Source organism: Tenacibaculum agarivorans (assembly GCF_001936575.1).
Lineage (GTDB): Bacteria > Bacteroidota > Bacteroidia > Flavobacteriales > Flavobacteriaceae > Polaribacter > Polaribacter agarivorans.
On the sequence record NZ_MSMP01000020.1, the window covers coordinates 69,524 to 94,656 of the forward strand.

Here is a 25,133-nt window from a genome sequence, read left to right on the forward strand (position 1 = left end):
AGTCAAGTTTTTTATTAAAAATCTGAAATTAGTAAAAAAAAGAACTTTTTCAAAGCTTTTTAGGTATCCATTTTACCTCATCCGCTTTAACATCTTTCGACAACTTCCGTGCCAATACAAATAGGTAGTCAGATAGTCGGTTTAAATACATTAAAACGCTTTCACTTACAGGCTCGATGTGGTGTAAAGCAACCGATAAACGCTCGGCTCTACGGCAAACACAGCGAGCTATATGACAAAATGACACTGTTTGGTGCCCTCCAGGTAAAATAAAATGAGTCATCTGCGGAAGAGCATCGTTCATTCTATCCATTTCTACTTCTAAAAACGCAATAGATTGATCACTTATTTTAGGGATATTTAAACGTTCTTTCCCATTTTTTAGTATTTCTTTTTCAGGTGGTGTAGCTAACATTGCTCCTAAAGTGAAAAGTTCATCTTGTATTTTAAGTAAAGCATTTCTAGTAATTTGATCAATTTCTTGATCTCGAATTAAACCTATATATGAGTTAAGCTCATCTACGGTTCCATAGCTTTCAATTCGTAAGTGGTTTTTAGGTACTCTCGAACCACCAAATAGGGCAGTGGTACCTTTATCTCCAGTTTTAGTATATATTTTCATTAATTAATAGTAATTGATGATTAGTGCAATATGAATTATAAATTAACCTGTTGTTAAACTAAGTTTGTCGAGAATATAGTCAGGACATCTTGTTGGTCTTTTGGTATTCATATCAATAAAAGCTAAGGTAGTGTTTCCTGTACAGAGTAACTCGTTATTTTGGTTGGTAATTTCATAGTCGAACTCTATTTTAACAGAAGGTGTTTTTTTTAAAGTGGTTTTAATGGTTAGTACATCATCATAAAAAGCAGATTTTTTAAAGTTACAGTTTAGCACAATAACTGGAAGCATTATCCCGTTATTTTCCATATATTTGTAATCTACCCCCAATGATCGAAGCCATTCAGTTCTACCAATTTCAAAATATTGCGCATAATTACCGTGATACACAACACCCATCTGGTCTGTTTCGGCATATCGGACTCGTAAGTTTGAATAATTTTCAGACAAAATATTTTATGTAAATTTTGAACTAATCTTACATAAAAAAAAAATAATAATCAATACCAATTTGATTTTTTTTTACTGAAATTTATTCACACTTTTGTCCCTCCATAATGGAGGGATTTTTAACAATTTTTTTTCTACTTTTTTGTAGGGAAAAGCAAATTTTTATGGAGAGCTTAAATGAGTAAAACTGCTGAATACGTATGGTTGAATTGTCTATCTTTTATTAAGGATAATATAAAGCCACAAGCCTATAAGACATGGTTTGAACCTATTAAACCCGTTAAGTTATCAGGCGAGGCATTAACAATTCAGGTTCCAAGTAAGTTTTTTTATGAATGGTTAGAAGAGCACTATATCAAGTTACTTAGAGTTGCCTTAGTACGAGAGTTAGGGGAGCATGCAAAATTGATATATGATGTTAGAATGGAAAACACATACAGTAGTAATAATCCACAGACTGTAAAAATTCCAAGTGCTAACAGAAACCCTTTAAAACCACAAAAAGTAACAGTTCCTTTAGAGTCTAAAAGGGAGCTAAAGAATCCGTTTGTTATTCCTGGTCTACAAAAGGTAAAAATAGAGTCTCAATTAAATCCAAATTATAATTTCGATAATTTTGTAGAAGGAGATTCAAACAGATTAGCAAGATCAGCAGGTATGGCTGTTGCTAATAAACCTGGAGGTACTTCTTTTAATCCATTGTTAATATATGGAGGAGTTGGTTTAGGAAAAACACACTTAGCTCATGCTATAGGGGTTGATATTAAAGATAAATATCCGGATAAAACGGTATTATATATTTCTTCTGAAAAATTCACACAACAATTTATAGATTCAGTAAAGTCGAATACAAGAAACGATTTTATTCATTTCTACCAAATGATTGATGTATTGATTATTGATGATGTACAGTTTTTATCAGGGAAAGCAGGAACACAAGATGTCTTTTTCCATATATTCAATCATTTGCACCAAAATGGTAAGCAAGTAATTTTAACTTCAGATAAAGCTCCTGTAGATATGCAGGATATAGAACAGCGATTATTGTCTCGTTTTAAATGGGGACTTTCTGCGGAATTACAAAATCCAGATTATGAGACTCGTATTTCCATACTTCAAAAGAAGTTGTTTAGAGATGGAGTTGAAATGCCTGAAGATATTATTGAATATATAGCAAAAAATGTAAAATCTAATGTTCGTGAACTTGAAGGTGTAATTATTTCTATGATCGCTCAAGCATCATTTAATAGAAGAGAATTTACATTAGATTTAGCAAGACAAATTGTAGATAAATTTGTTAAAAATACCAAAAAGGAAGTTTCTATAGATTATATACAAAAAGTAGTTTCAAAGTATTTTGATATGGATGTAGCTACTTTACAATCTAAAACAAGAAAAAGACATGTTGTACAAGCACGTCAGTTGGCAATGTATTTTGCTAAACGTATGACAAAATCGTCTTTAGCTAGTATTGGAAGCCAAATTGGTCAAAGAGATCATGCTACGGTATTACATGCTTGTAAAACGGTTGATAATTTAACTGAAACGGATAAACAATTTAGGAAATACGTCGAAGACTTGACGAAGAAATTAACATTCTAAAAACTTACTGAAAATGAAAGTATTGATGGTTTGCTTAGGGAATATTTGTCGTTCACCTTTAGCTGAAGGCATCTTAAAATCTAAAGTTGATGCATCTACTTTCGTTGATTCTGCAGGAACTTCGGGTTTTCATGAAGGAGCGCTTCCTGATAAAAGATCTATTGAGGTAGCTAGATTGAATGGTATTGACATAACTGATCAAAAATCAAGAAAGTTTTCTGTTGAGGATTTTGATCATTTTGATTTGATTTATGCTATGGATGACAGTAATTATCAAAACATACTTAAACTTTCTAGGAATCAAAAAGATCAGGATAAAGTGGAAATGATTTTAAATGAATCGCACCCTGGTGAGAATTTAAGCGTTCCAGATCCATATTATGGAGGAGATCAAGGTTTTGTTAATGTCTATAGGATGCTAGAAGATGCTTGTGAGATAATTGCAGATAAAATCCATAAATAATGCTTGGAAAACTATACTTAATACCTACTACACTTGGAGATACAGAACCGTTAGAGGTAATGCCTATTTCTGTAAAACAGGTAATCGAAAAATTGAATCATTTTATTGTTGAAAATGAAAAAACAGCAAGACGGTATATTAAGAGAATAACACCAGGTAAAGCTCAGTCTGCATTAAACTTCATGTTAATTGATAAGTATTCTCATGAATTAGAAACTCAAAATTATCTGGATGTGTGTAGTGAAGGGATTTCAGTTGGTATTCTTTCAGAAGCTGGAGTACCTGGAGTAGCTGATCCTGGAGCAACTGTAGTGAAACAAGCACACGAAAAAGGTATTCAAGTGATACCATTAGTAGGACCATCTTCAATACTGATGGCAATAATGGCTTCTGGTTTAAACGGTCAAAACTTTACTTTTAATGGTTATTTACCAATAGATAAGTCTGATCGAAAAAGAAGAATTAAAGAATTAGAGAAGATTTCTAGAGATAAAGAACAATCGCAAATTTTTATTGAAACACCATATAGAAACAATAAAATGTTAGACGATTTAAAAGCTACACTGCAATCAAATACTCAATTGAGTGTAGCTTGTGATATTACTTTACCTACTGAATATATAAAAACGTTTCCTGTTAAAAAGTGGAAGACTGAGAATGTAGATTTACATAAACGTCCTACAATTTTTATTATTCAGGCATAAAAAATTATACGGTAGCAAATTTGTCTGCTGTAATGTAAGAAACATCATATCCAGCAAATTTCTTCATATAACTTTGTATAGAAGTTCCAAAAGCATCCTTGAACTGATATTGTCCAAAAGAGCGTAAAAACTTTTTTACATTTCCTGGTCCTGCTAAGTGTGCAGAGGCAAGAATTCCTGACTCGGTAATTTTTATACCGTTAATCTTTTTACCAACAAAGCGAGAAATGTCTCTTCTTAAAATCCATTTGTTGACTTTACATAAGGCCGTGAAAGCTTTTTCTTGTAAAGCTGGATCTTTTAAAAAGTTTTGCGTATTGTAGATTTTAAATCGGCGTAAAGTGTTTTTTCCGAATTGGTACTTTCCTAAATACCCCAATCTGTTTACAACAAAATACCTACCCTGTGATTCTTTAAAAGCTAATGCTTCTTTAAATCCTATAAAATCATTATCTAACTTAAGAATGTTTTCGGTTGATGAAAAACGTTCTTTAATTTCATAGTTTGCAGGTGTATTATTGGTTGTAATTTCTTTTTTCTTTTCTTCTTTGGTTGTAAAACTTGTTAATGTTGTAAAAAATAATAGTAATGTTAAATTTCTGATAACTATACACTTTCTGTTTTGCGGGCGCAAATATATGATAAAAATACAATTCAAAAATAAAAATGAAATGGCTTATTTTTAACAATTCTATTATTCGTAATTATTTACTTTACTTATTGCTAAGTATTTAAATTTTTAAAGAGAATTAATGTTAAAATGATTTAAAATCAGTGAATTAAATAAAAATAATTTTTTGTTAAAATTTATCGTTTAATTCCTTGATTACTAATCCATCGCTGATATTTAGCAGCATTTCTATTATGTTGACCTATGGTTGCTGCAAACTCATGAAAACCAATATTATCCACACTAGCACACATATAATAGTAATTATGTTTTGCAGGATTTAGTACGGCATCAATAGCAGAAATATCAGGCATAGCAATAACTGATGGAGGTAAACCTACGTTTTTATAAGTGTTATAAGGCGAGTTAATTTCTAAGTCTTTATTTAATACACGTTTTACTACAAAATCGTCACCATGCTTCTGTTTTAAAGCATATATAATAGTAGGGTCTGCTTGTAAAGGCCATTTACTCTTGTATCGATTTAAATATAAACCAGCTACAATCGGTCGTTCTTCTATTTTTGCAGTTTCTTTTTGTACTATTGATGCTAGAGTTAAAACTTCGGTTTTAGTTAAGCCTTGTTGTTTGGCTCTCTGTACTCTATTAGTATTCCAAAATGTATTATAATGACTTAACATTTTATTTCTGAATTTTTCGGCAGAAGTATTCCAATAAAATTCATATTGATTAGGAATATACATACCTAATGCAGATTTTTCTGTAAAATTATGTTTTGCTAAAAAAGTTTCATCTTTAAAAGCGTTTAATAAGGAAATACTATCTGTTTCTAATTGTTGTGCAATTCTACCTGCTAATTTTTCTAAGGTTTCCTGATTATTAAAAGATACTTTAACGGGAGTCTGATTGCCTGATCTTAGTAGGTTTACTAAATCATTCATATTCATGCCTTCTTTTATAGTATACATTCCTCCCTTAGGTTTGGTGAATTTCTTTTTAGAAGCTACCCAAGAGAAGTCATCAGTATCAGTAATAACATCTTTAATTAAAGATGTTAATTCTGCTAAACTAGTATTAGATGGGACAAATAATTGCGTGTTTTTGGTTGTAGCAGGAGCAAAAATTTTCTGATAATAGTTATATCCTACTATTGCAATCGCGACTAATAATCCTAAGAATATGTATATGATTTTATTTTTCATGAATTAATTGAAATAAAATTTCATCTTTATAAACACCGTTGGAAAGAATCCAATCTTTTTTGATTCCGATTTTTTGAAATTTATGCTTCTCAAAAAGTGATAAACTGTTGCTATTATCACTAGTGATGTTAGCATATAATTGATGTAAATGTAAGGTTAAAAAACTATATTGAATTAAAATATCTAAAGCCTCTGAAGCATATCCTTTGTGTTGAAAGTCTTTATGGATAATAATACCAACACCAGCTCTGTTATGTTGAGGATTAAAATCGAAGAGATCGATCAAACCGATTGGAGTATTTGATACTTGTTCAATAACTACTAATCGTAATTGTTTGGCTTCGTAAATATCCAAATGACAATTTTCTAAATATTGTTTCAATAAAAACTTAGAAAAAGGGGTTTGTGTGTGACTGACTTCCCAGAAAGATTCATCATTTTCTATTTCAAATAAAAAATCAAGATCTTCAGGTTCAATAGCTCTTAACTTTATGTAATGTTTAGATAATATTGGTGTCATACAGTTATAGTGCCTTCGAAAACAAACTCAGCAGGACCAATTAGATGGATATTTGTATAATTTCCTTCATTATGATCAAAAGTAACTGATAATTTTCCCCCTTGTACATCCAAATCTACGGAATTACTTTCTGTTTTTTGAATAGCATGCATGCCTATAGCTACTGCAGTAACACCAGTACCACAAGCAAGCGTTTCATTTTCAACACCACGCTCATATGTCCTTACTTTAAAGGCATTAGTGTCTTTTTGTTCTACAAAGTTTACATTACTTCCTTCTGTTCCGTATATATCATTCCTAATAGCTCTACCATTAGTGAAAACATCATATTGTTCAATATTTTCTACCAATTCAACATGATGAGGAGAACCAGTATTAGCAAACAAATGAGTTTTATGTGTATCTACCTTATCAACATCAATCATTTGTAGAGAAACTATACCGTTATTGATTTCAGCATGATGCAAACCATCTGTAGCTATAAATGTAGTTTTGTTTTGTATGACCCCTAATTTATTAGCAAAAGCAACAATGCATCTTCCTCCATTTCCGCACATGGTACTTTCGTTTCCATCTGCATTGTAATACACCATTCTAAAATCAGTTTGTTCATCATTTTCTAAAAGGATAAAACCATCAGCTCCAATTCCGAAATTCCTATCACAAAGTTTTGAAATTATTTTAGTATTGTCTTTTGGAAAGGTTTTTGATCTATTATCGACCATTATAAAGTCATTACCTGTTCCTTGGTATTTGTAAAAATCTAGCTTCATATCAAGGGCAAATATAGGGATTTACACTATAGTAAAGGTAATGTTAAACGCTGGTTAAAGTGCGTTAAAGCAAAGTTAAACACATTGAATTGAAATGTTAAAATTGTATATTTGAGTAACTAAAGTTTAAAGTAATATGAAGAAAGTTTTAGGAACATTAGGAATTGCTTTTTTAGGAGGAGTAATTGCCTTAGGAGGTTATAAAATATTAGTAGAAAAACCTCAAGTTGTTATTGAAAAATCAGTAGAGCCAGCTTTACAAAGAGTAAATGCTAGTTATACACCAGCTACAGTAGTGAATTCAATTGCGAATCCTTCAGATTTTACTGAAGCAGCAGAAAAAACAATTCATGCAGTAGTTCATGTAAAAAATACAGCTATAAAAGAAGTGTATAATCCTTTTCAGGAATTATTTGGAGGAAACGGTACTAGTAAACGTGAGCAAGTAGGTACGGGAAGTGGTGTTATCATTTCATCTGATGGATACATAGTAACGAATAATCATGTTATTGATGGTGCTTCTGAAATAGAGATCACATTAAATAACAGAAAGAAATTAAAAGCAAGTTTGATAGGAGCAGATAAAAGAAATGACATTGCTTTATTGAAAATAGATACAGATATGGAATTACCATACATAGCATTTGGTAATTCTGATAATGCCAGAATAGGTGAGTGGGTACTAGCAGTAGGAAACCCATATAATTTAAATTCAACAGTTACAGCAGGTATTATTAGTGCTAAAGGTCGTGATTTAGAAGGAAATGGAAATATAGAATCATTTATTCAAACAGATGCTGCCGTAAATCCTGGAAATAGTGGAGGAGCATTGGTGAATACTAGAGGAGAATTAATTGGTATTAATACAGCAATCACTTCTAGAACAGGCTCTTTTATTGGATATTCTTTCGCTGTACCTTCTAATATAACAAAGAAAATTATTGACGATTTATTAGAGTTTGGTAATGTGCAAGAGGCATTAGTAGGATTTAGACCAGATTTTAGTAATACAGAAGAAATAGAAGGAGTTAAGGTAGCTGAAGTATTCGAAGATAGTGGAGCTAAAGATGCAGGTATCTTAGCAGGAGATATTATTACTAAAGTGAATAATGTGAAAATTACTAAGTTTTCTGATTTGAAAGGACAGTTAACCGCTAAACGACCAGGAGAGTATGTAGAAATTACAGTGAATAGAGATGGTGAGAATTTGATTAAAAATGTAAAGCTAACAAAAAGAGATACTTTTGTGTCAACAATTTTTGGAATTCAATTGAAAGATTTGAATGATAAAGAGAAAAAGAAACTTGATATTAAAGGAGGTGCAAAAATCATGGCTACGGATAGAAGAGAGTTTCAATACTACAATGTTGGAGAAGGTTACATTATCACAAAAATTAACGGTAAACAGATATATAGTGCTTCTGAAGCTGTAAATCTATTAGATGGATATTCTCCAAGATCTAATAAAAGATTAGATATTGAAATATTAAGTCCTGAAGGAGAAATACAACGTTACCGATTCTAGTATTTAAACATAGAAATACATACCAAAAACTCGATATAAAACATATCGAGTTTTTTTAGTGAAATAAAGTTTACGAAATCGTTTGAAATAAGTACTTTTGCAGCAAATTTTTAAAAATTAGTTCACACAACTATGTCAATAATAACAAATTACGAAGAAGAAGTTGTTAATCAAGCTCAAACTAGAAGAGCAACAACGGAATTTATCAATATTGTAAACGATTTATGGTATGATAAATCTATTGAGTTAGTATTGTTTAGAAACCCTTTAATAGATAAAAGAGCAAGCGAAGTTTTGAATTTAATTGACTATGCTAAAGAGTTTGTAGCAAAGCCAATTTCAATTCAAGATGCTTTAACCATTGCAAGAGCTATTCAATCTATAGAATTGCCAGCTTCTAAATTAGATATTGGTAAACTAGCGTATGAATATCATTTAATTGATGATAAAAACTTAGATAAAGTTGATTTTGTAAAACAACAATTAAAAGATGCTACTGCGGCTCAAAATATAGAGCCTAAAGATGTAGTATTATATGGTTTTGGTCGTATCGGTAGATTATTAGCTAGAGAGTTAAGTAGTAAAATGGGTAAAGGTTCTCAATTACGATTAAGAGCAATCGTTACTCGTGGGGCTATTAATGAAACAGTTTTAGAGAAAAGAGCTTCTTTATTAAGTATAGATTCTGTACACGGTGATTTTTTAGGTACAGTTCAAGTTGATGCAGAAAATAATGCATTAATCATTAATGGAACAACTGTGCACATGATTTCTGCTAGTGCTCCTGAAGAAGTAGACTATACTGCTTATGGAATTAACGATGCTTTAATTATTGATAACACAGGTGCTTTTAGAGATAAAGAGGCATTAAGTCGTCATTTACAAGCGAAAGGAGCTGATAAAGTATTATTAACAGCACCAGGAAAAGGTATTCCAAATATCGTTCATGGAGTAAATCATTTAGATCATAATCCAGATACTGTAGATATTTTTTCTGCAGCTTCATGTACTACCAATGCTATTACACCAGTATTAAAAGTAATTGAGGATAATTTTGGAATTAAAAAAGGACACTTAGAAACTATACATGCATACACTAATGACCAGAACTTAGTGGATAATATGCACAAGAAGTATAGGAGAGGTAGAGCAGCTGCATTGAATATGGTAATTACTGAAACCGGAGCAGGAAAAGCGGTTTCTAAAGCCTTACCAGCATTAGAAGGGAAATTAACTTCAAATGCAATTAGAGTACCTGTACCAAACGGATCTCTAGCGGTGTTAAACTTACAATTAAACTCTGAAACTACTTTTGAAGCAGTTAATGCCATTTTAAAATTAAATGCTTTAGAAGGTGATTTAGTAGAGCAAATAAAGTATTCTTTAAATAGTGAATTAGTTTCTACTGATATCATTGGTACAACTGCACCATCAATTTTTGATAGTAAATCAACAATAGTTGACGGTGATACAATTGTTATGTATATTTGGTACGATAATGAGTATGGATATTCGCATCAAGTAATGCGTCTAGCTAAATACATTGCAAAAGTTCGTCGATATACTTATTATTAGTAGAAAACTACTACAATCAACATCACAAAGTTCGGAGTATTTACTCCGAACTTTTTTAGTAAAAAATAGTAACTTGCACTCTAAATTTAATCATAAGTATCTAAAATGAAAGCATTTTTTTCTTTTCTACTGTTTATAAGTATTTCAATTCAAATGACAGCGCAAGATTTACCATACCGTGAAATCCCTGAAGCATCAGACTCTTTTACCGCAGGAGGAGTAGCAAGTCGAATGATAGATGGTTTAGGATTCCGTTATTATTGGGCCACTGAAGGTTTAACAGCTAAAGATTTATCATATAAGCCGGGAGAAGATGCAAGGTCTACAGAAGAAACTTTAGATCATATTCTAGGGTTGTCGCAAGTAATTTTAAATGCTACAACTAATACTCCTAATGGAGGAGATCAACCTAAAATGACTTTTGCTGAGAAAAGAGCTAAAACGCTTCAAAATTTGAAAAAAGCTGGTGATGCACTTAGAAATAAAAAAGATCTGTCTGAATTTAAAATTATTTTTGGAGATAAAAAGTTTCCATTTTGGAATGCAATAAATGGCCCAATTGCTGATGCACTTTGGCATTGCGGACAAATTGTATCATTTAGACGTTCGTCAGGAAATCCATTCCCTAAAGGAATTAGTGTTTTTACAGGAAAAGTAAGAAAATAAATGAGTATTCAAGAAAAAATACAATCGTTACGAAAAGAGTTAAATGAACATAATTATAAGTATTATGTTTTAGATAATCCAATTATTACGGATTATGAATTTGATATAAAACTAAAAGAGCTAGAAAAATTAGAAGAAGAAAATCCTCAGTTCTTTGATCCAAACTCACCAACTCAACGTGTAGGTGGAGAGATTACTAAGAATTTTGAAACAATTACTCATAAAAACAGAATGTATTCTTTAGATAATTCTTATTCCAAAGAAGACCTGTTAGATTGGGAAAAGAGAATTCAAAAAATACTAGGAACTTCTGAAATTGAATATACTTGTGAGTTAAAATATGATGGAGCTTCCATAAACTTAACTTATGAAAATGGAAGTTTTGTTAGAGCAGTTACCAGAGGAGATGGAGTACAAGGAGACGAAGTGACTACTAATATTAGAACCATTAAATCTATACCACTAGCGCTTCAAAACGATTTTGTTTCTGATTTTGAAATGAGAGGGGAAATTATTTTACCTCTTGAAGGATTTGATCAAATGAATCAAGAAAGGGTCGCTAATGGAGAAGAACCCTATAGAAATCCTAGAAATACCGCTAGTGGAAGTTTGAAATTACAAGATAGTGGTGAAGTAGCTAAAAGACCTTTAGATTGCTTGTTATATCAGGTAGTTACAGATGAACGTAAATACAAAACGCATTATGAAAGTTTAAAAGCAGCACAGCAAGCAGGATTTAAAGTCCCAAATACAATAACGTTAGCAAAGTCTATAGAAGAAGTACTTGATTTTGTGAAAGCTTGGGATACAAAACGTCATGATTTGCCTTATGAAACTGATGGAGTTGTTATTAAAGTAAATTCTCTTATACAGCAAGATGAATTAGGTTATACTTCTAAGTCGCCTCGATGGGCCATTGCTTATAAGTTTAAAGCCGAGCAGGTATCTACTGTCTTAAATGAAATTACCTACCAAGTAGGAAGAACTGGGGCAATTACACCAGTAGCTAACTTAGAACCAGTACACTTAGCAGGAACTATTGTAAAAAGAGCATCTTTGCATAATGCTGATCAAATAGAAAAGCTAGATGTTCGAATTGGAGATACTGTATTTGTTGAAAAAGGAGGAGAAATTATCCCTAAAATCATGGGAGTAGATCTGACCAAGAGATCAAATGATTCAATACCGACAAAATATGCTACGCATTGTCCTGAGTGTAATACAGAGCTAATTAGGACAGAGGGAGATGCTAAACATTATTGTCCGAATGAGTTCGGTTGTGCTCCTCAAATTACAGGAAAAATACAACATTTCATAGGTAGAAAAGCTATGGATATTGATGGCTTAGGAGCTGAAACAGTTGAGCTATTGCATAAGGAAGGATTGATAAAAAATTATGCAGACTTATATGAATTACAAGTTGAGCAAATCATTCCTTTAGAACGAATGGCTGAAAAATCTGCTCAAAACATGATAGAAGGTATTCAAAAATCTAAAGAAATACCTTTTGAGAAAGTATTATTTGCTTTAGGTATCCGATTTGTTGGTGAAACTGTGGCTAAGAAATTAGCAAAACATTTTAAATCTATAGATGCTTTATCTGAAGCAGATTTTGAAACTCTAATCTCAGTAGATGAAATAGGAGATAAGATAGCAGAAAGTGTATTGAATTTCTTTACTGATGAGAAAAATATGGAGCTGGTAAGGAGATTAAAGTCATACGGAGTAAATCTTGAAACTTCTGTAGAAGATCAAGCAAACCAATCTGATAAATTAGAAAGTAAAATCTTTGTTGTATCTGGTGTTTTTCATCAAATGAGTAGAAACGAACTTAAAAAAGCTATTGAAGATAATGGAGGTAAAGTAAGTAGTTCAATTTCTAAAAAGACGAACTTTATTGTAGCAGGAGATAATATGGGACCAAGTAAACTAGCAAAAGCCGAAGCGTTAAGTATCCCTATTATATCTGAGGAAGACTTTTTGAATATGATTAATTAATTCAATTTTTTGAAAAACGGAATTCTTAAAATAGTATTTGCCGTAAGCTATTTAGCATTATCAATATTATCAATTTTATTAGGATTGTATGCTGAAGGTGATTTAAGATCAGGAACAAGGGTATTACCCTTGCTGGTTTTAATTATGATGTATGCTTTTGAAGCCAAAAAAACTGAAGGATTAGCAATTTCATTTTTAGTATTCACAGTAATGGCAGATATTATAATTACGCATCTAAAATTATTGAATACAGGTTTTGTTATATATGGATTTTCCTTTTTAATATTAGCTCAACATGCTAAACAATCCTTATTTAAAAAGAAACAAAAGCAAATGTTGCGCTTTTTTTTACTTTCATTACTTCTGTTTTTAATCATTTTTATTTTTGCGATACAAGAAAAAGGAAGTTCGTTTATTCCAATACTTTTCTACGGATTAACAATTAGTCTAGCATTCTCATTTTATATTACTAGGTATTTAAATAACATGGGATTAGATAATTACCTTTTATTTATAGCGATATCTGTTAGAATATTGTCTGATGCAATTGTTGTTATGGTTATGTTTAACGGTGCATCAGTGTACTTTTCAATATTATCATTACTATTTTATCTAATCTCTAATTTTTTGTTTTGTAGAGGTTTTATTGTCAAAACTCATAGTGTAAAAGTAAAAAACCGTAGATTTTAGAACTTAGTGAATTCCTTTTACTATAACTCAAAATTAAACATCAGGGTGAAATCTGTGTATTCTTATTTAAAACCTATATCCAAATAAAATAAAGCCTTAATTTTACCGCCAAATTAAAACAAAAGAATGCAACAATTTACAGGAACTGGAGTGGCACTAGTTACTCCATTCAATGATGATAAAAGTGTCGATCTCGATGCTTTAGAAAGATTAGTTAATTACCAAATAGAAAATGGTATAAATTATCTAGTAGTTTTAGGAACAACTGGAGAGCCTGCTACATTAACTAAAGAAGACAAAGAAGCTGTAAAAACAAAAATTATTGAAGTTAATAATGGAAGGTTACCATTGGTGCTTGGAATTGGGGGGAATAATACAAGTGCTGTTGTAGATCAATTAAAAACTACAGATTTAACACATTTTGATGCTATTTTATCAGTATCACCATATTATAATAAGCCAACACAAGAAGGAATTTATCAACATTTTAAAGCAGTAGCAGAAGCAACAGAAAAACCTATAATTCTTTATAATGTACCTGGTAGAACGTCTTCTAATATGTCAGTAGAAGTGGTTTCAAGGTTGGCTAGTGATTTTGATAATATAATTGCTGTAAAAGAAGCAAAGGGAGATATAGTACAGGCAATGAGAATGATTCAAAACACACCAGACGATTTTCTTGTGATTTCTGGAGATGATATGATTGCTTTACCAATGACATTAGCTGGAGGATCAGGTGTAATCAGTGTAATAGGTCAAGGCTTACCAAATGATTTTTCATCGATGATAAATTATGGTTTAGAAGGAAAAGCTAAAGAAGCTTACCAATTACATTACAAAGTAGCAGATAGTATCGATTTAATATTTGCAGAAGGAAATCCTGCAGGTATAAAAGCAATGTTACAAAAACAAGGAATCTGTTTCGATGAAGTTCGTTTACCATTAGTAAAAGCTTCTGAAGAATTACAAACACAAATTTCTGATTTTATAGATCGTCTATAATTTCTTTATTCATAGTAAATTTTAAAACCATACACCTATGTTTTAAGTGTATGGTTTTGTATTTTATGATAGGTTCATCAGTTGTAATTCCGATTATTTCAGAATTTGGATGCTGGTATTCTCTTCACATAAATAAATCTAATATTTTACTTAGTGTAAATAAAAAAAGCCAATATTAATTAGGTATAAATGTATACAGTTAGACTTCGTTTTCTATAGATTATTTAATCAATCTATGAAATATTTAGTTTATTTGTGAGATACACATAAAAACAGAAAATGATGAAAACCAAACTAGTATTGATTTTTACAATTATAGCATTTATAAATCAAGGTAATTGTCAGAAAAATGTAAAATGGACTGAAGTAACAAATATTACTGTCAAAAAGAAAAAATTAATTAAAAATAAAGATGTTAAAAAATGGTGGAATGCCAGAGCAACATCAACAGAAGCTTTACCTGAAAATGAAAATGGGTATACTGAAGCTACTATTTATGAACCAAAAAGAGCTAGAATTTTAGGGTTGTCAAATCAAAACTCCAATACTAAATGGAATACCATTCAATATGGTTTCTATATCATGCAAAGTGGAAAAATTCAAATTCTTGAAAGTGGAAAAGGCGTGTTTACAAGCAATGAAAAAGTAAAATACTATGATGTTATAAAAATTGAACGTAATGGTGGTATCATATCTTATAAACGAAACAACAAAACAGTATACACCTCAAAAAAGAAAAGTAAAGAAAACCTTTTTGTTGCAGTTGCTATATATACACCAGGGGCTACATTAGATAAAATAAAAATTTCTGATAATTTTAAAGAAGTTGAATCTAAAGCTACTACTGCAAAAACAATATCTCAACAGTTCAACCCTGAAAAAGCAAATTTCAAGGTGATATATAAAACCGTAGCTTTAAAACGATTAACCGATAATGATGTACTAGGTTTAAACGCCCTAAAAGACAAAAGTGAGAAAGAAATCAGTTTAGAAAGAGAATTTAGTCAAAATGATTTTGACAAATTATGTAAAGAAGTAAGTTGGATTCGTAAACTAAGTTATAATGTTGGAGATCCTCAAATTAAAGATTTTAGCGGGCTTAAGAATCTTAAAAATCTTGAAGTATTGCATCTTAATAATTTAAGATTTACAGAAAAAAATCCTATAGACGCTACTATCCTGAGTGATTTAACTAACCTTAAGGAGTTAACAGCAAATTATACAACATTCACTAATGGTAAAGCGCTCAATTCTCTAAAGAAATTAAAAAAACTAGTATTATGGATAGGTGGAATTGATGATCTCAGCTTTATCAAAAATAATACAGATCTTGAAGAATTAGAACTAAGAGGAGATAAGTACATTATTGAAGATTTTAATCAGTTAACAGAATTGAAAAAATTAAAAAAGCTAGTGCTTTCAGGTAATAAATATACTACTGTAGAAAATGTAAAGAAGATACAAAATCTGCCATCACTTGAGTTTGTCCACATTGATTTTGTTAAACCACCTAAAACTGTAATAAATTCTGATTTCTTAGGTAAATTAGTTGGATTAAAAACCATAATATTAGATACAGACTTTTCTTCTTTTCAAGATGCCAAAATAAATTTAAAGGGGATAGAAAAATTACAAAATTTAGAACATCTATATCTTTCTGGTGTTGAAACAACTAATTTAGAATCGTTGTTAATGTGTAAAAAACTTCAACATGTGGAGTTAAATAAGAAGACTACATCACAAGCTCAAATAGATAAATTGAAGAAGAGTAACCCTAACTTAGAAATAAAGTTAAGATAGAATGAAATTAAGATATCTATAACTCAGTCAAAATTATTTAAAATTTTAACGAACGTTTAATACCACATCTGTTATAATTGTACGTTATTGAGATCGATTTAAAAGAAAAAATCAATTTTAATAATACATAATTAATTAGTAATTTTGCAAAATGCAAAAAATGAAGAGAATAATATACGTAGTTTTTACATTTTTAGTGTTAACTTCATGTGGAGAGTACCAAAAAGCATTAAACAGAGGTACTACTGAAGAGCAGTACAAAATGGGAGTAAAGATGTATGAGGCTGAAAAATACAGCAAAGCTTTACGTTTGTTTGAAAAAATAATACCAGCTTACAGAGGAAAGCCTCAAATGGAGCGTATACAATATATGGTAGCTAATTCTAACTTTAATGAGAGAACATATGGAATAGCAGCATACCATTTCAAACGTTTTTCAGATAACTATCCGAAAAGTTCAAAAAAAGAAGAAGCAGACTTTTTATCAGCGTTAAGTTATTATAAAGCTGCACCAACATATACTAAAGATCCAACTAATATTAATAAAGCATTAGACGCTTTTCAGGGGTTTATAGATGAATATCCTGATTCTTCAAGATTAGAAGAAGCCAATAAATATTATAAGGAATTACGTTATATGTTAGAAACTAAGGCTTTTGAAATCGCTAAAAACTATTATAAAACAGCAGTCACAGATCCTAGAAATTATAGAGCAGCAATTGTCGCATTTGATAATTTAATATCTGATTATTTAGGAACATCGTATAAGGAAGAAGCTTTATTTTATAGATTAAAGGCAGCACATGATTTTGCAGTTAAAAGTACATTTAGAAGAAAACAAGAGCGAATCAAAGATGCAATTAAAGCTTACAATAAATTAAAACGTAACTTTCCAAACTCTAAATACAGTAAAGAGTCTGAGCAAATGTTGATAACGTTAGAACAACAGCAAGAAGAGATACAACAATTAGTTAAAAGTTAAATATGAATTATAAAGAAACTCAAGCTCCAGTAAGTACAGTAACTTATGATAGAGAAGCAATAGAAGAATCTACAGATAATATCTATCAAGCGATTTCTATTATAGCAAAAAGAGCAAATCAAATTAATTCTGATCTAAAGAAAGAATTAGTAGATAAGTTAGACGAGTTTGCTACGTACAATGATAGTTTAGAAGAGGTTTTCGAAAACAAGGAGCAAATAGAAGTATCTAAATTTTATGAGCGTTTACCAAAACCAACTGCAATTGCAGTAGAGGAGTGGTTAAGTGATAAAATATACCACAGATCTTCAGACAAAAAGAAGTAAATGTCTATACTTCAAGGTAAAAAGGTATTACTAGGTATTACCGCTGGTATAGCAGCATATAAAACGGCTAGCTTAGTCCGTTTATTTATAAAATCAGGCGCAGAAGTTAAAGTAATTATGACTCCTGCGTCTAAAGATTTTATAACCCCACTAACACTTTCTACATTATCTAAAAATCCTGTACATTCTACTTTTTATGACAAAGAAGATGAGAATGAATTGTGGAATAATCATGTTGATTTAGGACTTTGGGCTGACATCATGTTAATTGCTCCAGCCACAGCAAATACATTGTCTAAAATGACTAACGGAACTTGCGATAATTTGTTATTAGCAACATATTTATCAGCGAAATGTCCTGTGTATTTTGCTCCAGCCATGGATTTAGATATGTACAAACATCCTTCTACTAAAACCAGTTTAGAACGCTTACAAGATTTTGGTAACATTATGATACCTGCAACATCAGGTGAACTAGCAAGTGGATTAGTAGGAGAAGGAAGAATGGCGGAACCTGAGGATATTGTTAGCTTTATCCAAAATGATATTATATCTAAGTTGCCATTAAAAGGTAAAAAGATACTTTTAACAGCAGGCCCAACATATGAAGCTATAGACCCTGTACGATTCATAGGGAATCATTCTTCAGGAAAAATGGGATTTGCTATTGCTGAGGCTGCTGCAAATCTAGGTGCAGAAGTGTTTCTAGTTTCTGGTCCTTCACACCAAAATATAAAACATTCTTTAGTGCATAGAATTGATGTAACATCAGCTCAAGATATGTATGAAGCTTGCCATCAATATTTTAAAGATGTTGATGTGGCCATATTATCAGCGGCGGTTGCTGATTATAGACCAAAAAATGTAGCCACTCAAAAAATAAAAAAGAAAGATGCTTCGTTAGTAATTGAGTTAGAGCCAACAAATGATATTCTAAAGTCTTTAGGTGAGATAAAGAAAGGTCAATTATTAGTAGGTTTTGCTTTAGAAACAAATGATGAAATCTCTAATGCAAAAAAGAAGATTGAAAAAAAGAATTTAGATTTAATAGTATTAAATTCTTTACGAGATAAAGGAGCAGGTTTTGCTGGAGATACAAATAAAATTACTATTATTGATAAAGATTTTAACGAAACATCATTTGCATTAAAATCTAAAAAAGAAGTAGCAAAAGATATCATCAACGAAATAGTTGAAAAGCTTTAACTATAACTTCGTTGCCTCGAGCGCAGTCGAGAGGTTGTTTTTTAATAGGTCCCGACTGCGCTCGACCTGACATTTTAAGTTTATGTTTGTAAAAAAAATATTCTTTGTATTAATATCATGTCTGTTATCTTCAGTTGTTTTAACAGCACAAGAAGAGCTAAATGCCGTAGTAGTTGTGAATTCAGATAGAGTTCAGAGTACAAATAAGCAAGTATTTAGAACCTTAGAGCAGTCAATAACAGAGTTTATCAATCAAACAAGATGGACTAATAAAAAGTTCTTACCACAAGAACGTATCAATTGTGCATTTACCTTTATTATTACAGAGCAAAACTCAAATAATTTTACAGCTACCCTACAGGTACAGTCGTCAAGACCGGTGTACAATTCTTCTTATGAGACGCCACTACTGAATATCAATGATACGAGTATAAACTTTCAGTATAATGAGTTTGAGCAGCTACTGTATAATCCAAATTCATTTGACTCAAACTTAGTGTCTACCTTAGTATTTTATATTTATGTAATTCTAGGTGTAGATGCAGATTCTTTTGCCTTAAAAGCAGGAGAACCATATTTTAAACAAGCTGAAAATGCAATGTTACAAGCACAGCAAGGAGGAGATCCAGCTTGGGAAAATAAAATAGGAGAACAAAACCGATTTGCTTTAATAGATAGTTTGTTGTCTTCTAAATTTACTGCGTTAAGAAGCATCTATTATGAGTATCACAGAAAAGGCTTTGATATTTTTGCGGATAAAGAAAGTGAAGCAAAACAAAATATAGCAAACAGCTTACTACAATTAGATGAGCTTTTCAATATTACAGTAGGTAATTACATGATTCGACTTTTCTTAGATGCAAAATCAGAGGAAATTAGAGCTACTTTTTCTCAAGGGAAAGGTACCGGTAAAGAATCAAAATTAAAAGAAACTTTAGAAAGAATAGCACCTACCAGAAGAGATACTTGGAAAGATATTAAGCTGTAAATAACTTTAAGACTTTACTAAGAATTTTAAGTATCGCTATTCATTGAAATTCCTTATTTTTACTTGCTTAAAAACGAAGGAATTTGTTAGTTAAATTACACATACAAAATTATGCTTTAATAGATCAATTATCTATTGATTTTACTGAAGGTTTGTCGATTATTACTGGAGAAACAGGATCAGGTAAATCTATATTACTTGGTGCTTTAGGATTAGTTTTAGGGAATAGAGCAGACCTTTCTTCATTAAAAAATGACGAAGTAAAATGTATAATTGAAGCAGAGTTTAACATTACAGCATATAATTTACAAGACTTTTTTGAAACTCACGATTTGGATTATGAAGATACTACCATCATCCGAAGAGAGATTTTACCTTCTGGTAAATCAAGGGCTTTTGTTAATGATACTCCTGTAAATCTAAGTAGTTTAAGTGGATTAAAATCGAAGTTAGTAGATATACATTCACAACATCAAACCTTGCAGTTATCAGATCTTTCGTTTCAATTTTCTATTCTAGATGCATTAGCAGATAATACAAAGAGAGTGGCCTCATACAAAAGAGGTTTAAAGCAATACAATGCATTGGTAAATGCACTGAAAAAGTTACTAGCAAATCAAGAAAGCGAAAATCAACAGTACGAATATAATTTACATCTTTTTAAAGAGTTAGAAGAAGCTGATTTTAAAGTAGAAGAACAAGAAGAGTTAGAGAAAAAATTAGACATTCTTAATAATGTAGAAGATATAAAGTTAAACTTATCTGAAGCCATACAAATAGCAACAGGAGAGGAATTTGGCGCACAAAACTTATTACATTCTTTAGAAAATAGTTTGCAAAAAATCAGTGGCTACGCAAAGCAGTATGAAGAACTGTTTTCTCGAATTTCTAGTGTTAAAATTGAACTTGATGATGTGATTACAGAGTTAGAATCTGCTAATGAATCGGTTGATTTTAATCCTAATGAACTAGAAACAATTAACGATAGACTTCAGTTATTATATTCATTACAAAAAAAGCATCAAGTAGCTACCATTCAAGAACTGTTAGAAATTCACGAACGTTTAGCTGAAAAAGTTGGTTCGGTAGAAAATGCTTCAGAAATTATAACTGAAAAACAAAAAGAAATAGATGCTGTAGCAGAAAAACTAGATAGTTTAGCAGCATTAATTACTAAGGCGAGAAATAAAGCCATACCAAAATTAAAAAAGCAGTTAGAATCTCTACTTTCTGAATTAGGTATGCCTAATGCTAGTTTTTCTATAGAAATCCAACCATCAGAGCAATATTTATCTAATGGAAAAGATGATTTGCAATTTTTATTCTCCGCTAACAAAGGAGGAAATTACGGAGAGTTGAAAAAAGTAGCCTCTGGAGGAGAATTGTCTAGAATTATGTTATCTATTAAAAAGATTCTCTCACAAAACACCAAATTACCTACCATTATTTTTGATGAAATAGATACAGGAGTTTCTGGAGAGGTCTCAAATAAAATAGCAGATATTATGCAGCAAATGGGGCAATATATGCAAGTAATAGCCATTACACACTTACCACAAATTGCTTCAAAAGGTATCGCACATTATAAAGTATATAAAAAGGAAGTTAAAGGAATCACTACTTCCAATTTAAAGCAATTAACCAAAGAAGAAAGAATTGTTGAAATAGCAGAGATGTTAAGCGGTAAGGATATATCTGAAAGTGCATTAACACATGCTAAAGAATTATTAAATTAAGCGTTATGAGTGATAATAGAGCAGAAAACTTATTCTTTGAAGCAGATCAATTAATTGAAGAAAACAGAATTGTAGATGCAAAGGAAATGCTAATCGATCTTTTAGCAGAATACCCAGATTATGGTAGAGCGCATAACCATTTAGGATGGTTGTATAATTTGAAGTTTAATAACTATCCAAAAGCAAAAAAGCATTTAGAACTAGCTATAAAATTTGCTCCAGATTACCATGCAGCCTATAGTAATTATTCATATTTATTGATCGATATGAATCTTAATGATGAAATGATTACTTTTGGCAGCAAAGTTTTAGGTAGTCCTGTAGTAGATAGATCTACTATTTATAATAAAATGGGGCAAGCTTATGAACTAAAAGGAGATGTGTTAAACGCGTATAAACATTATAAATTAGCCGTTAAAGAAACATTAAATAACAAAACCTTAGATACTATTTATGCGTCAGTAAATAGAGTAAAAGGAAAAATGAGTCTTATGCAAAGGCTAAAACTAATCAATCAATAAGAAAATAAACACTAGATCATGTATAACTTATTAAAAGGTAAGAAAGGAATTATTTTTGGAGCATTAGATAAAAATTCTATCGCATGGAAAGTAGCGGAAAGAGCTCATGAAGAAGGAGCAGAATTTGTATTAACTAATGCACCAATTGCATTACGTATGGGACAATTAAAAGAACTAGGAGAAAAAACAGGTTCTGAAATCATTCCTGCTGATGCAACTTCAATGGAAGACCTAACTAATTTAGTAGAAAAGTCTATGGAAATCTTAGGAGGAAAATTAGACTTTGTTTTACATTCAATAGGTATGTCTGTAAATGTACGTAAAGGACGTCATTACACAGATCCAAAGTACGATTTCACCACTAAAGGATGGGATATTTCTGCAGTGTCATTCCATAAAACAATGAATGTTTTATACAATAAACAAGCCATGAATGATTGGGGAAGTATTGTAGCGTTAACTTACATGGCCGCACAAAGAGTTTTTCCTGACTATAATGACATGGCAGATAATAAAGCATATTTAGAGTCGATTGCACGTAGTTTTGGATATTTCTTTGGAAGAGATCATAATGTACGTGTAAATACAATTTCTCAATCTCCAACACCAACTACAGCAGGTAGTGGAGTTAAAGGATTTGACGGGTTCTTAGCTTATGCTGAAAAAATGTCTCCGTTAGGAAATGCAACAGCATTAGAATGTGCAGATTATACAATATCATTATTCTCTGATTTAACTAAAAAAGTAACAATGCAGAATTTATTCCACGACGGAGGTTTTTCTAACGTAGGTGTAAGTGATGAAGTTATGGAGAGATTTACAGAAGAATAAAATTTTTACTCAGTAAATAATTACAAAACAAGAATGCAAATCTTTAGATTTGCATTTTTTATTCATTGATATTAGTATGGAGCAAATAGAGCAAATTGAAAAAGAACTAAAATCATTAAGAGCAACACTTCAACATCATCAACTTTATACGAATTTGAATGCGTTAGATGATGTAAAGATATTTATGTCAGAGCATGTTTTTGCCGTTTGGGATTTCATGTCTTTACTCAAAGCATTACAATTTCACTTAACTTGTGTAACATTACCATGGAAACCTGTTGAAAATGCTACAACGGCGAGGTTTATTAATGAAATTGTTTATGGAGAAGAAACAGATATAAATGAATTAGGAGAGCCTAGAAGTCATTTTGAAATGTATTTAGATGCAATGCATGAAGTTGGAGCAGACACGTATTCTATTCAGAATTTTCTGGAGCATATCACGACTATTGATTCTATTGAAGCATATCTAAATACTTCTTACATTCATGAAAAAACTCAAGAGTTTGTAAAATTTACTTTTGATGTTATTCAAACACAACAGCCCCATATTATAGCCGCAGCATTTACGTTTGGAAGAGAAGATATAATTCCAGATATGTTTTTAGAAATCATAAAAAAAGCTGAAATAAATAACGATAAAAAGTATACAAAGCTTACCTATTATTTGGAACGACATATTGAATTAGATGGAGATGAACATGGTCCTTTATCATTACAAATGATAGAAGAATTATGCGGATCAGATACTAATAAATGGAATGAAGTGTTAATATATGCAAAGCTAGCTTTAGAAAAAAGAATACAGCTATGGGATGGAATAACGGAACAAATTAAACATAAAGTGTTAGCGTGAATTCAATAAAATTATCCATAATTGTACCTGTATATAATAGACCAGATGAAATAGATGAACTTTTAGAGAGTTTAACGCATCAGGATTTTGATCAAGATTATGAGATTGTTATTGTAGAAGATGGCTCAACTCAATCCTCTGAATCAATTATAGAAAAATATAGATCTCAACTCAATATCAGTTATTTCTTTAAAGAAAATAGCGGACCAGGAGATTCTAGAAATTATGGAATGCAAAGAGCTTGGGGGAATTACTTTATCATATTAGATTCAGATGTAATACTTCCAAGTCATTACTTAAGCACTATTGATACTTTTTTAGCAGATAATTATTTAGATTGTTTTGGAGGCGCTGATGCTGCTCATGAGAGCTTTTCAGACGTACAAAAAGCAATCAATTATGTAATGACCTCTTTCTTCACCACAGGAGGAATTAGAGGAGGGAAAATAAAAATACAGAAGTTTGAGCCAAGAAGTTTTAATATGGGAATTTCTAAAGAAGCTTTTGAAGCTACAGGAGGATTTTCAAAAATTCACCCAGGGGAAGATCCAGATTTATCACAAAGAATAGTAACCAAAGGCTTTACAACTGGATTTTTACCTAATGCGTTTGTATACCATAAGCGTAGAATTTCTTGGGAAAAGTTTCATACTCAAGTCAAAAAGTTTGGAATGGTTAGGCCTATTTTAACCAAATGGCACCCTACCACAGCTAGACTTACGTTTTGGTTTCCAACACTATTTGTGTTATTTACGTTGTTATCAATCCTAGGAGGGTTTTTAGTGTCATCACCACTTTTTATTCCATTAGTAAGTTATGTAGGTCTTATTTTTATACATTCCAGTATGTTAAATAAAAGTATAAAAGTAGGTTTCTTATCGATTTATGCAGTATTTATTCAATTTTTCGGATACGGATTGGCATTTTTAAAATCTACTTTTTACATTCGCTTACTCAATAGAAATCCGGAAAAACAATTTCCAAAATTATTTTTTAAATAGGTGAAAAGAATATTATTCATCTATTCATTTTAAGAATTACGATTTTTTAATTTTGCTTTTTGCTTTTTGCTTCTTGCTTCTTGCTTCTTGCTTCGATTTCGACAAGCTCAATCTCCAATTTGTTTTTTATTTAAAATAACATTATCTATTTAACATGTCATTGCGAAAGAGGTACGAATGAAGCAATCTTTTAATCGATAAATAGCTCACTTCATTTTACGTAGTTGTATTCATGATGTATATTTTTTTAAATTACGAATTTTTCATTTTATGTTGAAAACAGATAGATTAAGAATGTTTTATCGTTTTTAAATTTTTTAATTTTACTTCCAACTTCCAACTTCCAACTTCCAACTTCCAACTTCCAACTTCCAACTTCCAACTTCCAACTTCCAACTTCCAACTTCCAACTTCCAACTTCCAACTTCGATTTCGACAAGCTCAATCTCCAATTTGTTTTTTA

At 31.0% G+C, this 25,133-nt stretch carries 25 protein-coding genes; 19 read left to right on the forward strand and 6 right to left on the reverse strand.

Features of this window, described 5'->3' with window-relative positions; all coding sequences use genetic code 11:
• Positions 1-49: 49 nt before the first annotated feature.
• On the reverse strand, positions 50-622 hold the full coding sequence (locus BVC87_RS15220) for a cob(I)yrinic acid a,c-diamide adenosyltransferase (RefSeq protein ID WP_075343251.1): 573 nt from the start codon (positions 620-622) through the stop codon (positions 50-52).
• Positions 623-664: 42 nt separating this feature from the next.
• Positions 665-1,072, reverse strand: a complete 408-nt coding sequence (locus BVC87_RS15225) for an acyl-CoA thioesterase (protein ID WP_075343252.1) — start codon at positions 1,070-1,072, stop codon at positions 665-667.
• A gap of 177 nt (positions 1,073-1,249) precedes the next feature.
• Here BVC87_RS15225 and dnaA point away from each other — a divergent pair, with 177 nt between their 5' ends.
• The 3 genes from dnaA to BVC87_RS15240 are packed head-to-tail and all read left to right on the forward strand — an operon-like array spanning position 1,250 to position 3,841.
• Positions 1,250-2,674 (forward strand): chromosomal replication initiator protein DnaA, encoded by a 1,425-nt coding sequence (dnaA, locus tag BVC87_RS15230; RefSeq protein ID WP_075343253.1) that lies wholly within the window; start codon positions 1,250-1,252, stop codon positions 2,672-2,674.
• 13 nt (positions 2,675-2,687) lie between these two features.
• The gene (locus tag BVC87_RS15235; protein WP_075343254.1) at positions 2,688-3,137 is read left to right on the forward strand and encodes a low molecular weight protein-tyrosine-phosphatase; all 450 of its coding nucleotides are present in this window, start codon (positions 2,688-2,690) and stop codon (positions 3,135-3,137) included.
• A complete protein-coding gene (locus BVC87_RS15240; RefSeq protein ID WP_075343255.1) occupies positions 3,137-3,841 on the forward strand; it encodes an SAM-dependent methyltransferase in 705 nt (234 codons plus the stop codon). The genes BVC87_RS15235 and BVC87_RS15240 overlap by 1 nt, the downstream gene beginning before the upstream one ends.
• A 4-nt stretch (positions 3,842-3,845) precedes the next feature.
• Here BVC87_RS15240 and BVC87_RS15245 read toward each other — a convergent pair whose 3' ends face one another.
• The 4 genes from BVC87_RS15245 to dapF form a co-directional block, all read right to left on the reverse strand.
• Positions 3,846-4,475, reverse strand: coding sequence for a peptidoglycan-binding protein LysM (locus BVC87_RS15245; RefSeq protein WP_075343256.1), 630 nt, complete (start codon positions 4,473-4,475; stop codon positions 3,846-3,848).
• Between the two features lie 173 nt (positions 4,476-4,648).
• Entirely contained in the window at positions 4,649-5,674 is a 1,026-nt protein-coding gene (gene mltG, locus BVC87_RS15250) for an endolytic transglycosylase MltG (RefSeq protein ID WP_075343257.1), read from the reverse strand.
• Positions 5,664-6,194, reverse strand: coding sequence for a GNAT family N-acetyltransferase (locus tag BVC87_RS15255; protein WP_075343258.1), 531 nt, complete (start codon positions 6,192-6,194; stop codon positions 5,664-5,666). Before BVC87_RS15255 ends, mltG begins: the two co-directional genes overlap by 11 nt.
• Entirely contained in the window at positions 6,191-6,967 is a 777-nt protein-coding gene (dapF, locus tag BVC87_RS15260; protein ID WP_075343259.1) for a diaminopimelate epimerase, read from the reverse strand. Before dapF ends, BVC87_RS15255 begins: the two co-directional genes overlap by 4 nt.
• 136 nt (positions 6,968-7,103) lie before the next feature.
• On the opposite strand from dapF, the gene BVC87_RS15265 reads away from it, so the two are divergent.
• From BVC87_RS15265 to BVC87_RS15340, 16 genes are all read left to right on the forward strand, one after another.
• A complete protein-coding gene (locus tag BVC87_RS15265) occupies positions 7,104-8,492 on the forward strand; it encodes a trypsin-like peptidase domain-containing protein (protein WP_075343260.1) in 1,389 nt (462 codons plus the stop codon).
• 132 nt (positions 8,493-8,624) lie between these two features.
• A complete protein-coding gene (locus BVC87_RS15270; RefSeq protein ID WP_075343261.1) occupies positions 8,625-10,067 on the forward strand; it encodes a glyceraldehyde-3-phosphate dehydrogenase in 1,443 nt (480 codons plus the stop codon).
• A gap of 105 nt (positions 10,068-10,172) precedes the next feature.
• Positions 10,173-10,733: a hypothetical protein gene (locus BVC87_RS15275; RefSeq protein ID WP_075343262.1), complete on the forward strand. Its 561-nt coding sequence runs from the start codon at positions 10,173-10,175 to the stop codon at positions 10,731-10,733.
• Positions 10,734-12,731, forward strand: coding sequence for an NAD-dependent DNA ligase LigA (gene ligA / locus BVC87_RS15280; RefSeq protein WP_075343263.1), 1,998 nt, complete (start codon positions 10,734-10,736; stop codon positions 12,729-12,731).
• Between the two features lie 9 nt (positions 12,732-12,740).
• A complete protein-coding gene (locus tag BVC87_RS15285) occupies positions 12,741-13,421 on the forward strand; it encodes a lysoplasmalogenase family protein (protein ID WP_075343264.1) in 681 nt (226 codons plus the stop codon).
• Positions 13,422-13,547: 126 nt separating this feature from the next.
• Positions 13,548-14,423 carry a 4-hydroxy-tetrahydrodipicolinate synthase gene (dapA, locus tag BVC87_RS15290; protein WP_075343265.1) on the forward strand — a complete coding sequence of 292 codons (876 nt, stop codon included), beginning with the start codon at positions 13,548-13,550 and terminating at the stop codon, positions 14,421-14,423.
• A gap of 282 nt (positions 14,424-14,705) precedes the next feature.
• Positions 14,706-16,223 carry a hypothetical protein gene (locus BVC87_RS15295; protein ID WP_075343266.1) on the forward strand — a complete coding sequence of 506 codons (1,518 nt, stop codon included), beginning with the start codon at positions 14,706-14,708 and terminating at the stop codon, positions 16,221-16,223.
• 160 nt (positions 16,224-16,383) lie between these two features.
• Positions 16,384-17,205, forward strand: a complete 822-nt coding sequence (locus BVC87_RS15300; RefSeq protein WP_234974683.1) for an outer membrane protein assembly factor BamD — start codon at positions 16,384-16,386, stop codon at positions 17,203-17,205.
• Positions 17,206-17,207: 2 nt separating this feature from the next.
• Positions 17,208-17,531 (forward strand): DNA-directed RNA polymerase subunit omega, encoded by a 324-nt coding sequence (locus BVC87_RS15305; RefSeq protein WP_075343268.1) that lies wholly within the window; start codon positions 17,208-17,210, stop codon positions 17,529-17,531.
• On the forward strand, positions 17,532-18,737 hold the full coding sequence (gene coaBC, locus BVC87_RS15310; protein ID WP_075343269.1) for a bifunctional phosphopantothenoylcysteine decarboxylase/phosphopantothenate--cysteine ligase CoaBC: 1,206 nt from the start codon (positions 17,532-17,534) through the stop codon (positions 18,735-18,737).
• An 82-nt stretch (positions 18,738-18,819) separates the two neighbouring features.
• A complete protein-coding gene (gene porD / locus BVC87_RS15315; protein WP_075343270.1) occupies positions 18,820-19,725 on the forward strand; it encodes a type IX secretion system protein PorD in 906 nt (301 codons plus the stop codon).
• A gap of 83 nt (positions 19,726-19,808) precedes the next feature.
• A complete protein-coding gene (gene recN / locus BVC87_RS15320; RefSeq protein ID WP_075343271.1) occupies positions 19,809-21,461 on the forward strand; it encodes a DNA repair protein RecN in 1,653 nt (550 codons plus the stop codon).
• 5 nt (positions 21,462-21,466) lie between these two features.
• Positions 21,467-21,982, forward strand: coding sequence for a tetratricopeptide repeat protein (locus BVC87_RS15325; RefSeq protein ID WP_075343272.1), 516 nt, complete (start codon positions 21,467-21,469; stop codon positions 21,980-21,982).
• A gap of 18 nt (positions 21,983-22,000) precedes the next feature.
• Positions 22,001-22,813 carry an enoyl-ACP reductase FabI gene (locus tag BVC87_RS15330; RefSeq protein WP_075343273.1) on the forward strand — a complete coding sequence of 271 codons (813 nt, stop codon included), beginning with the start codon at positions 22,001-22,003 and terminating at the stop codon, positions 22,811-22,813.
• Between the two features lie 49 nt (positions 22,814-22,862).
• Positions 22,863-23,669 carry a DUF3050 domain-containing protein gene (locus BVC87_RS15335; protein WP_317041738.1) on the forward strand — a complete coding sequence of 269 codons (807 nt, stop codon included), beginning with the start codon at positions 22,863-22,865 and terminating at the stop codon, positions 23,667-23,669.
• 5 nt (positions 23,670-23,674) lie between these two features.
• Positions 23,675-24,670 (forward strand): glycosyltransferase, encoded by a 996-nt coding sequence (locus BVC87_RS15340; RefSeq protein WP_099098860.1) that lies wholly within the window; start codon positions 23,675-23,677, stop codon positions 24,668-24,670.
• Positions 24,671-25,133 lie beyond the last annotated feature (463 nt).

Bases quoted from the DNA above. Each gene is read 5' to 3' on its own strand.
- BVC87_RS15220 (WP_075343251.1), bottom strand. From the start codon at position 622: ATGAAAATATATACTAAAACTGGAGATAAAGGTACCACTGCCCTATTT.
- dnaA (WP_075343253.1), top strand. From the start codon at position 1,250: ATGAGTAAAACTGCTGAATACGTATGGTTGAATTGTCTATCTTTTATT.
- BVC87_RS15235 (WP_075343254.1), top strand. From the start codon at position 2,688: ATGAAAGTATTGATGGTTTGCTTAGGGAATATTTGTCGTTCACCTTTA.
- BVC87_RS15240 (WP_075343255.1), top strand. From the start codon at position 3,137: ATGCTTGGAAAACTATACTTAATACCTACTACACTTGGAGATACAGAA.
- mltG (WP_075343257.1), bottom strand. From the start codon at position 5,674: ATGAAAAATAAAATCATATACATATTCTTAGGATTATTAGTCGCGATT.
- BVC87_RS15255 (WP_075343258.1), bottom strand. From the start codon at position 6,194: ATGACACCAATATTATCTAAACATTACATAAAGTTAAGAGCTATTGAA.
- dapF (WP_075343259.1), bottom strand. From the start codon at position 6,967: ATGAAGCTAGATTTTTACAAATACCAAGGAACAGGTAATGACTTTATA.
- BVC87_RS15265 (WP_075343260.1), top strand. From the start codon at position 7,104: ATGAAGAAAGTTTTAGGAACATTAGGAATTGCTTTTTTAGGAGGAGTA.
- BVC87_RS15270 (WP_075343261.1), top strand. From the start codon at position 8,625: ATGTCAATAATAACAAATTACGAAGAAGAAGTTGTTAATCAAGCTCAA.
- BVC87_RS15275 (WP_075343262.1), top strand. From the start codon at position 10,173: ATGAAAGCATTTTTTTCTTTTCTACTGTTTATAAGTATTTCAATTCAA.
- ligA (WP_075343263.1), top strand. From the start codon at position 10,734: ATGAGTATTCAAGAAAAAATACAATCGTTACGAAAAGAGTTAAATGAA.
- dapA (WP_075343265.1), top strand. From the start codon at position 13,548: ATGCAACAATTTACAGGAACTGGAGTGGCACTAGTTACTCCATTCAAT.
- BVC87_RS15295 (WP_075343266.1), top strand. From the start codon at position 14,706: ATGAAAACCAAACTAGTATTGATTTTTACAATTATAGCATTTATAAAT.
- BVC87_RS15300 (WP_234974683.1), top strand. From the start codon at position 16,384: ATGAAGAGAATAATATACGTAGTTTTTACATTTTTAGTGTTAACTTCA.
- BVC87_RS15305 (WP_075343268.1), top strand. From the start codon at position 17,208: ATGAATTATAAAGAAACTCAAGCTCCAGTAAGTACAGTAACTTATGAT.
- coaBC (WP_075343269.1), top strand. From the start codon at position 17,532: ATGTCTATACTTCAAGGTAAAAAGGTATTACTAGGTATTACCGCTGGT.
- porD (WP_075343270.1), top strand. From the start codon at position 18,820: ATGTTTGTAAAAAAAATATTCTTTGTATTAATATCATGTCTGTTATCT.
- BVC87_RS15325 (WP_075343272.1), top strand. From the start codon at position 21,467: ATGAGTGATAATAGAGCAGAAAACTTATTCTTTGAAGCAGATCAATTA.
- BVC87_RS15330 (WP_075343273.1), top strand. From the start codon at position 22,001: ATGTATAACTTATTAAAAGGTAAGAAAGGAATTATTTTTGGAGCATTA.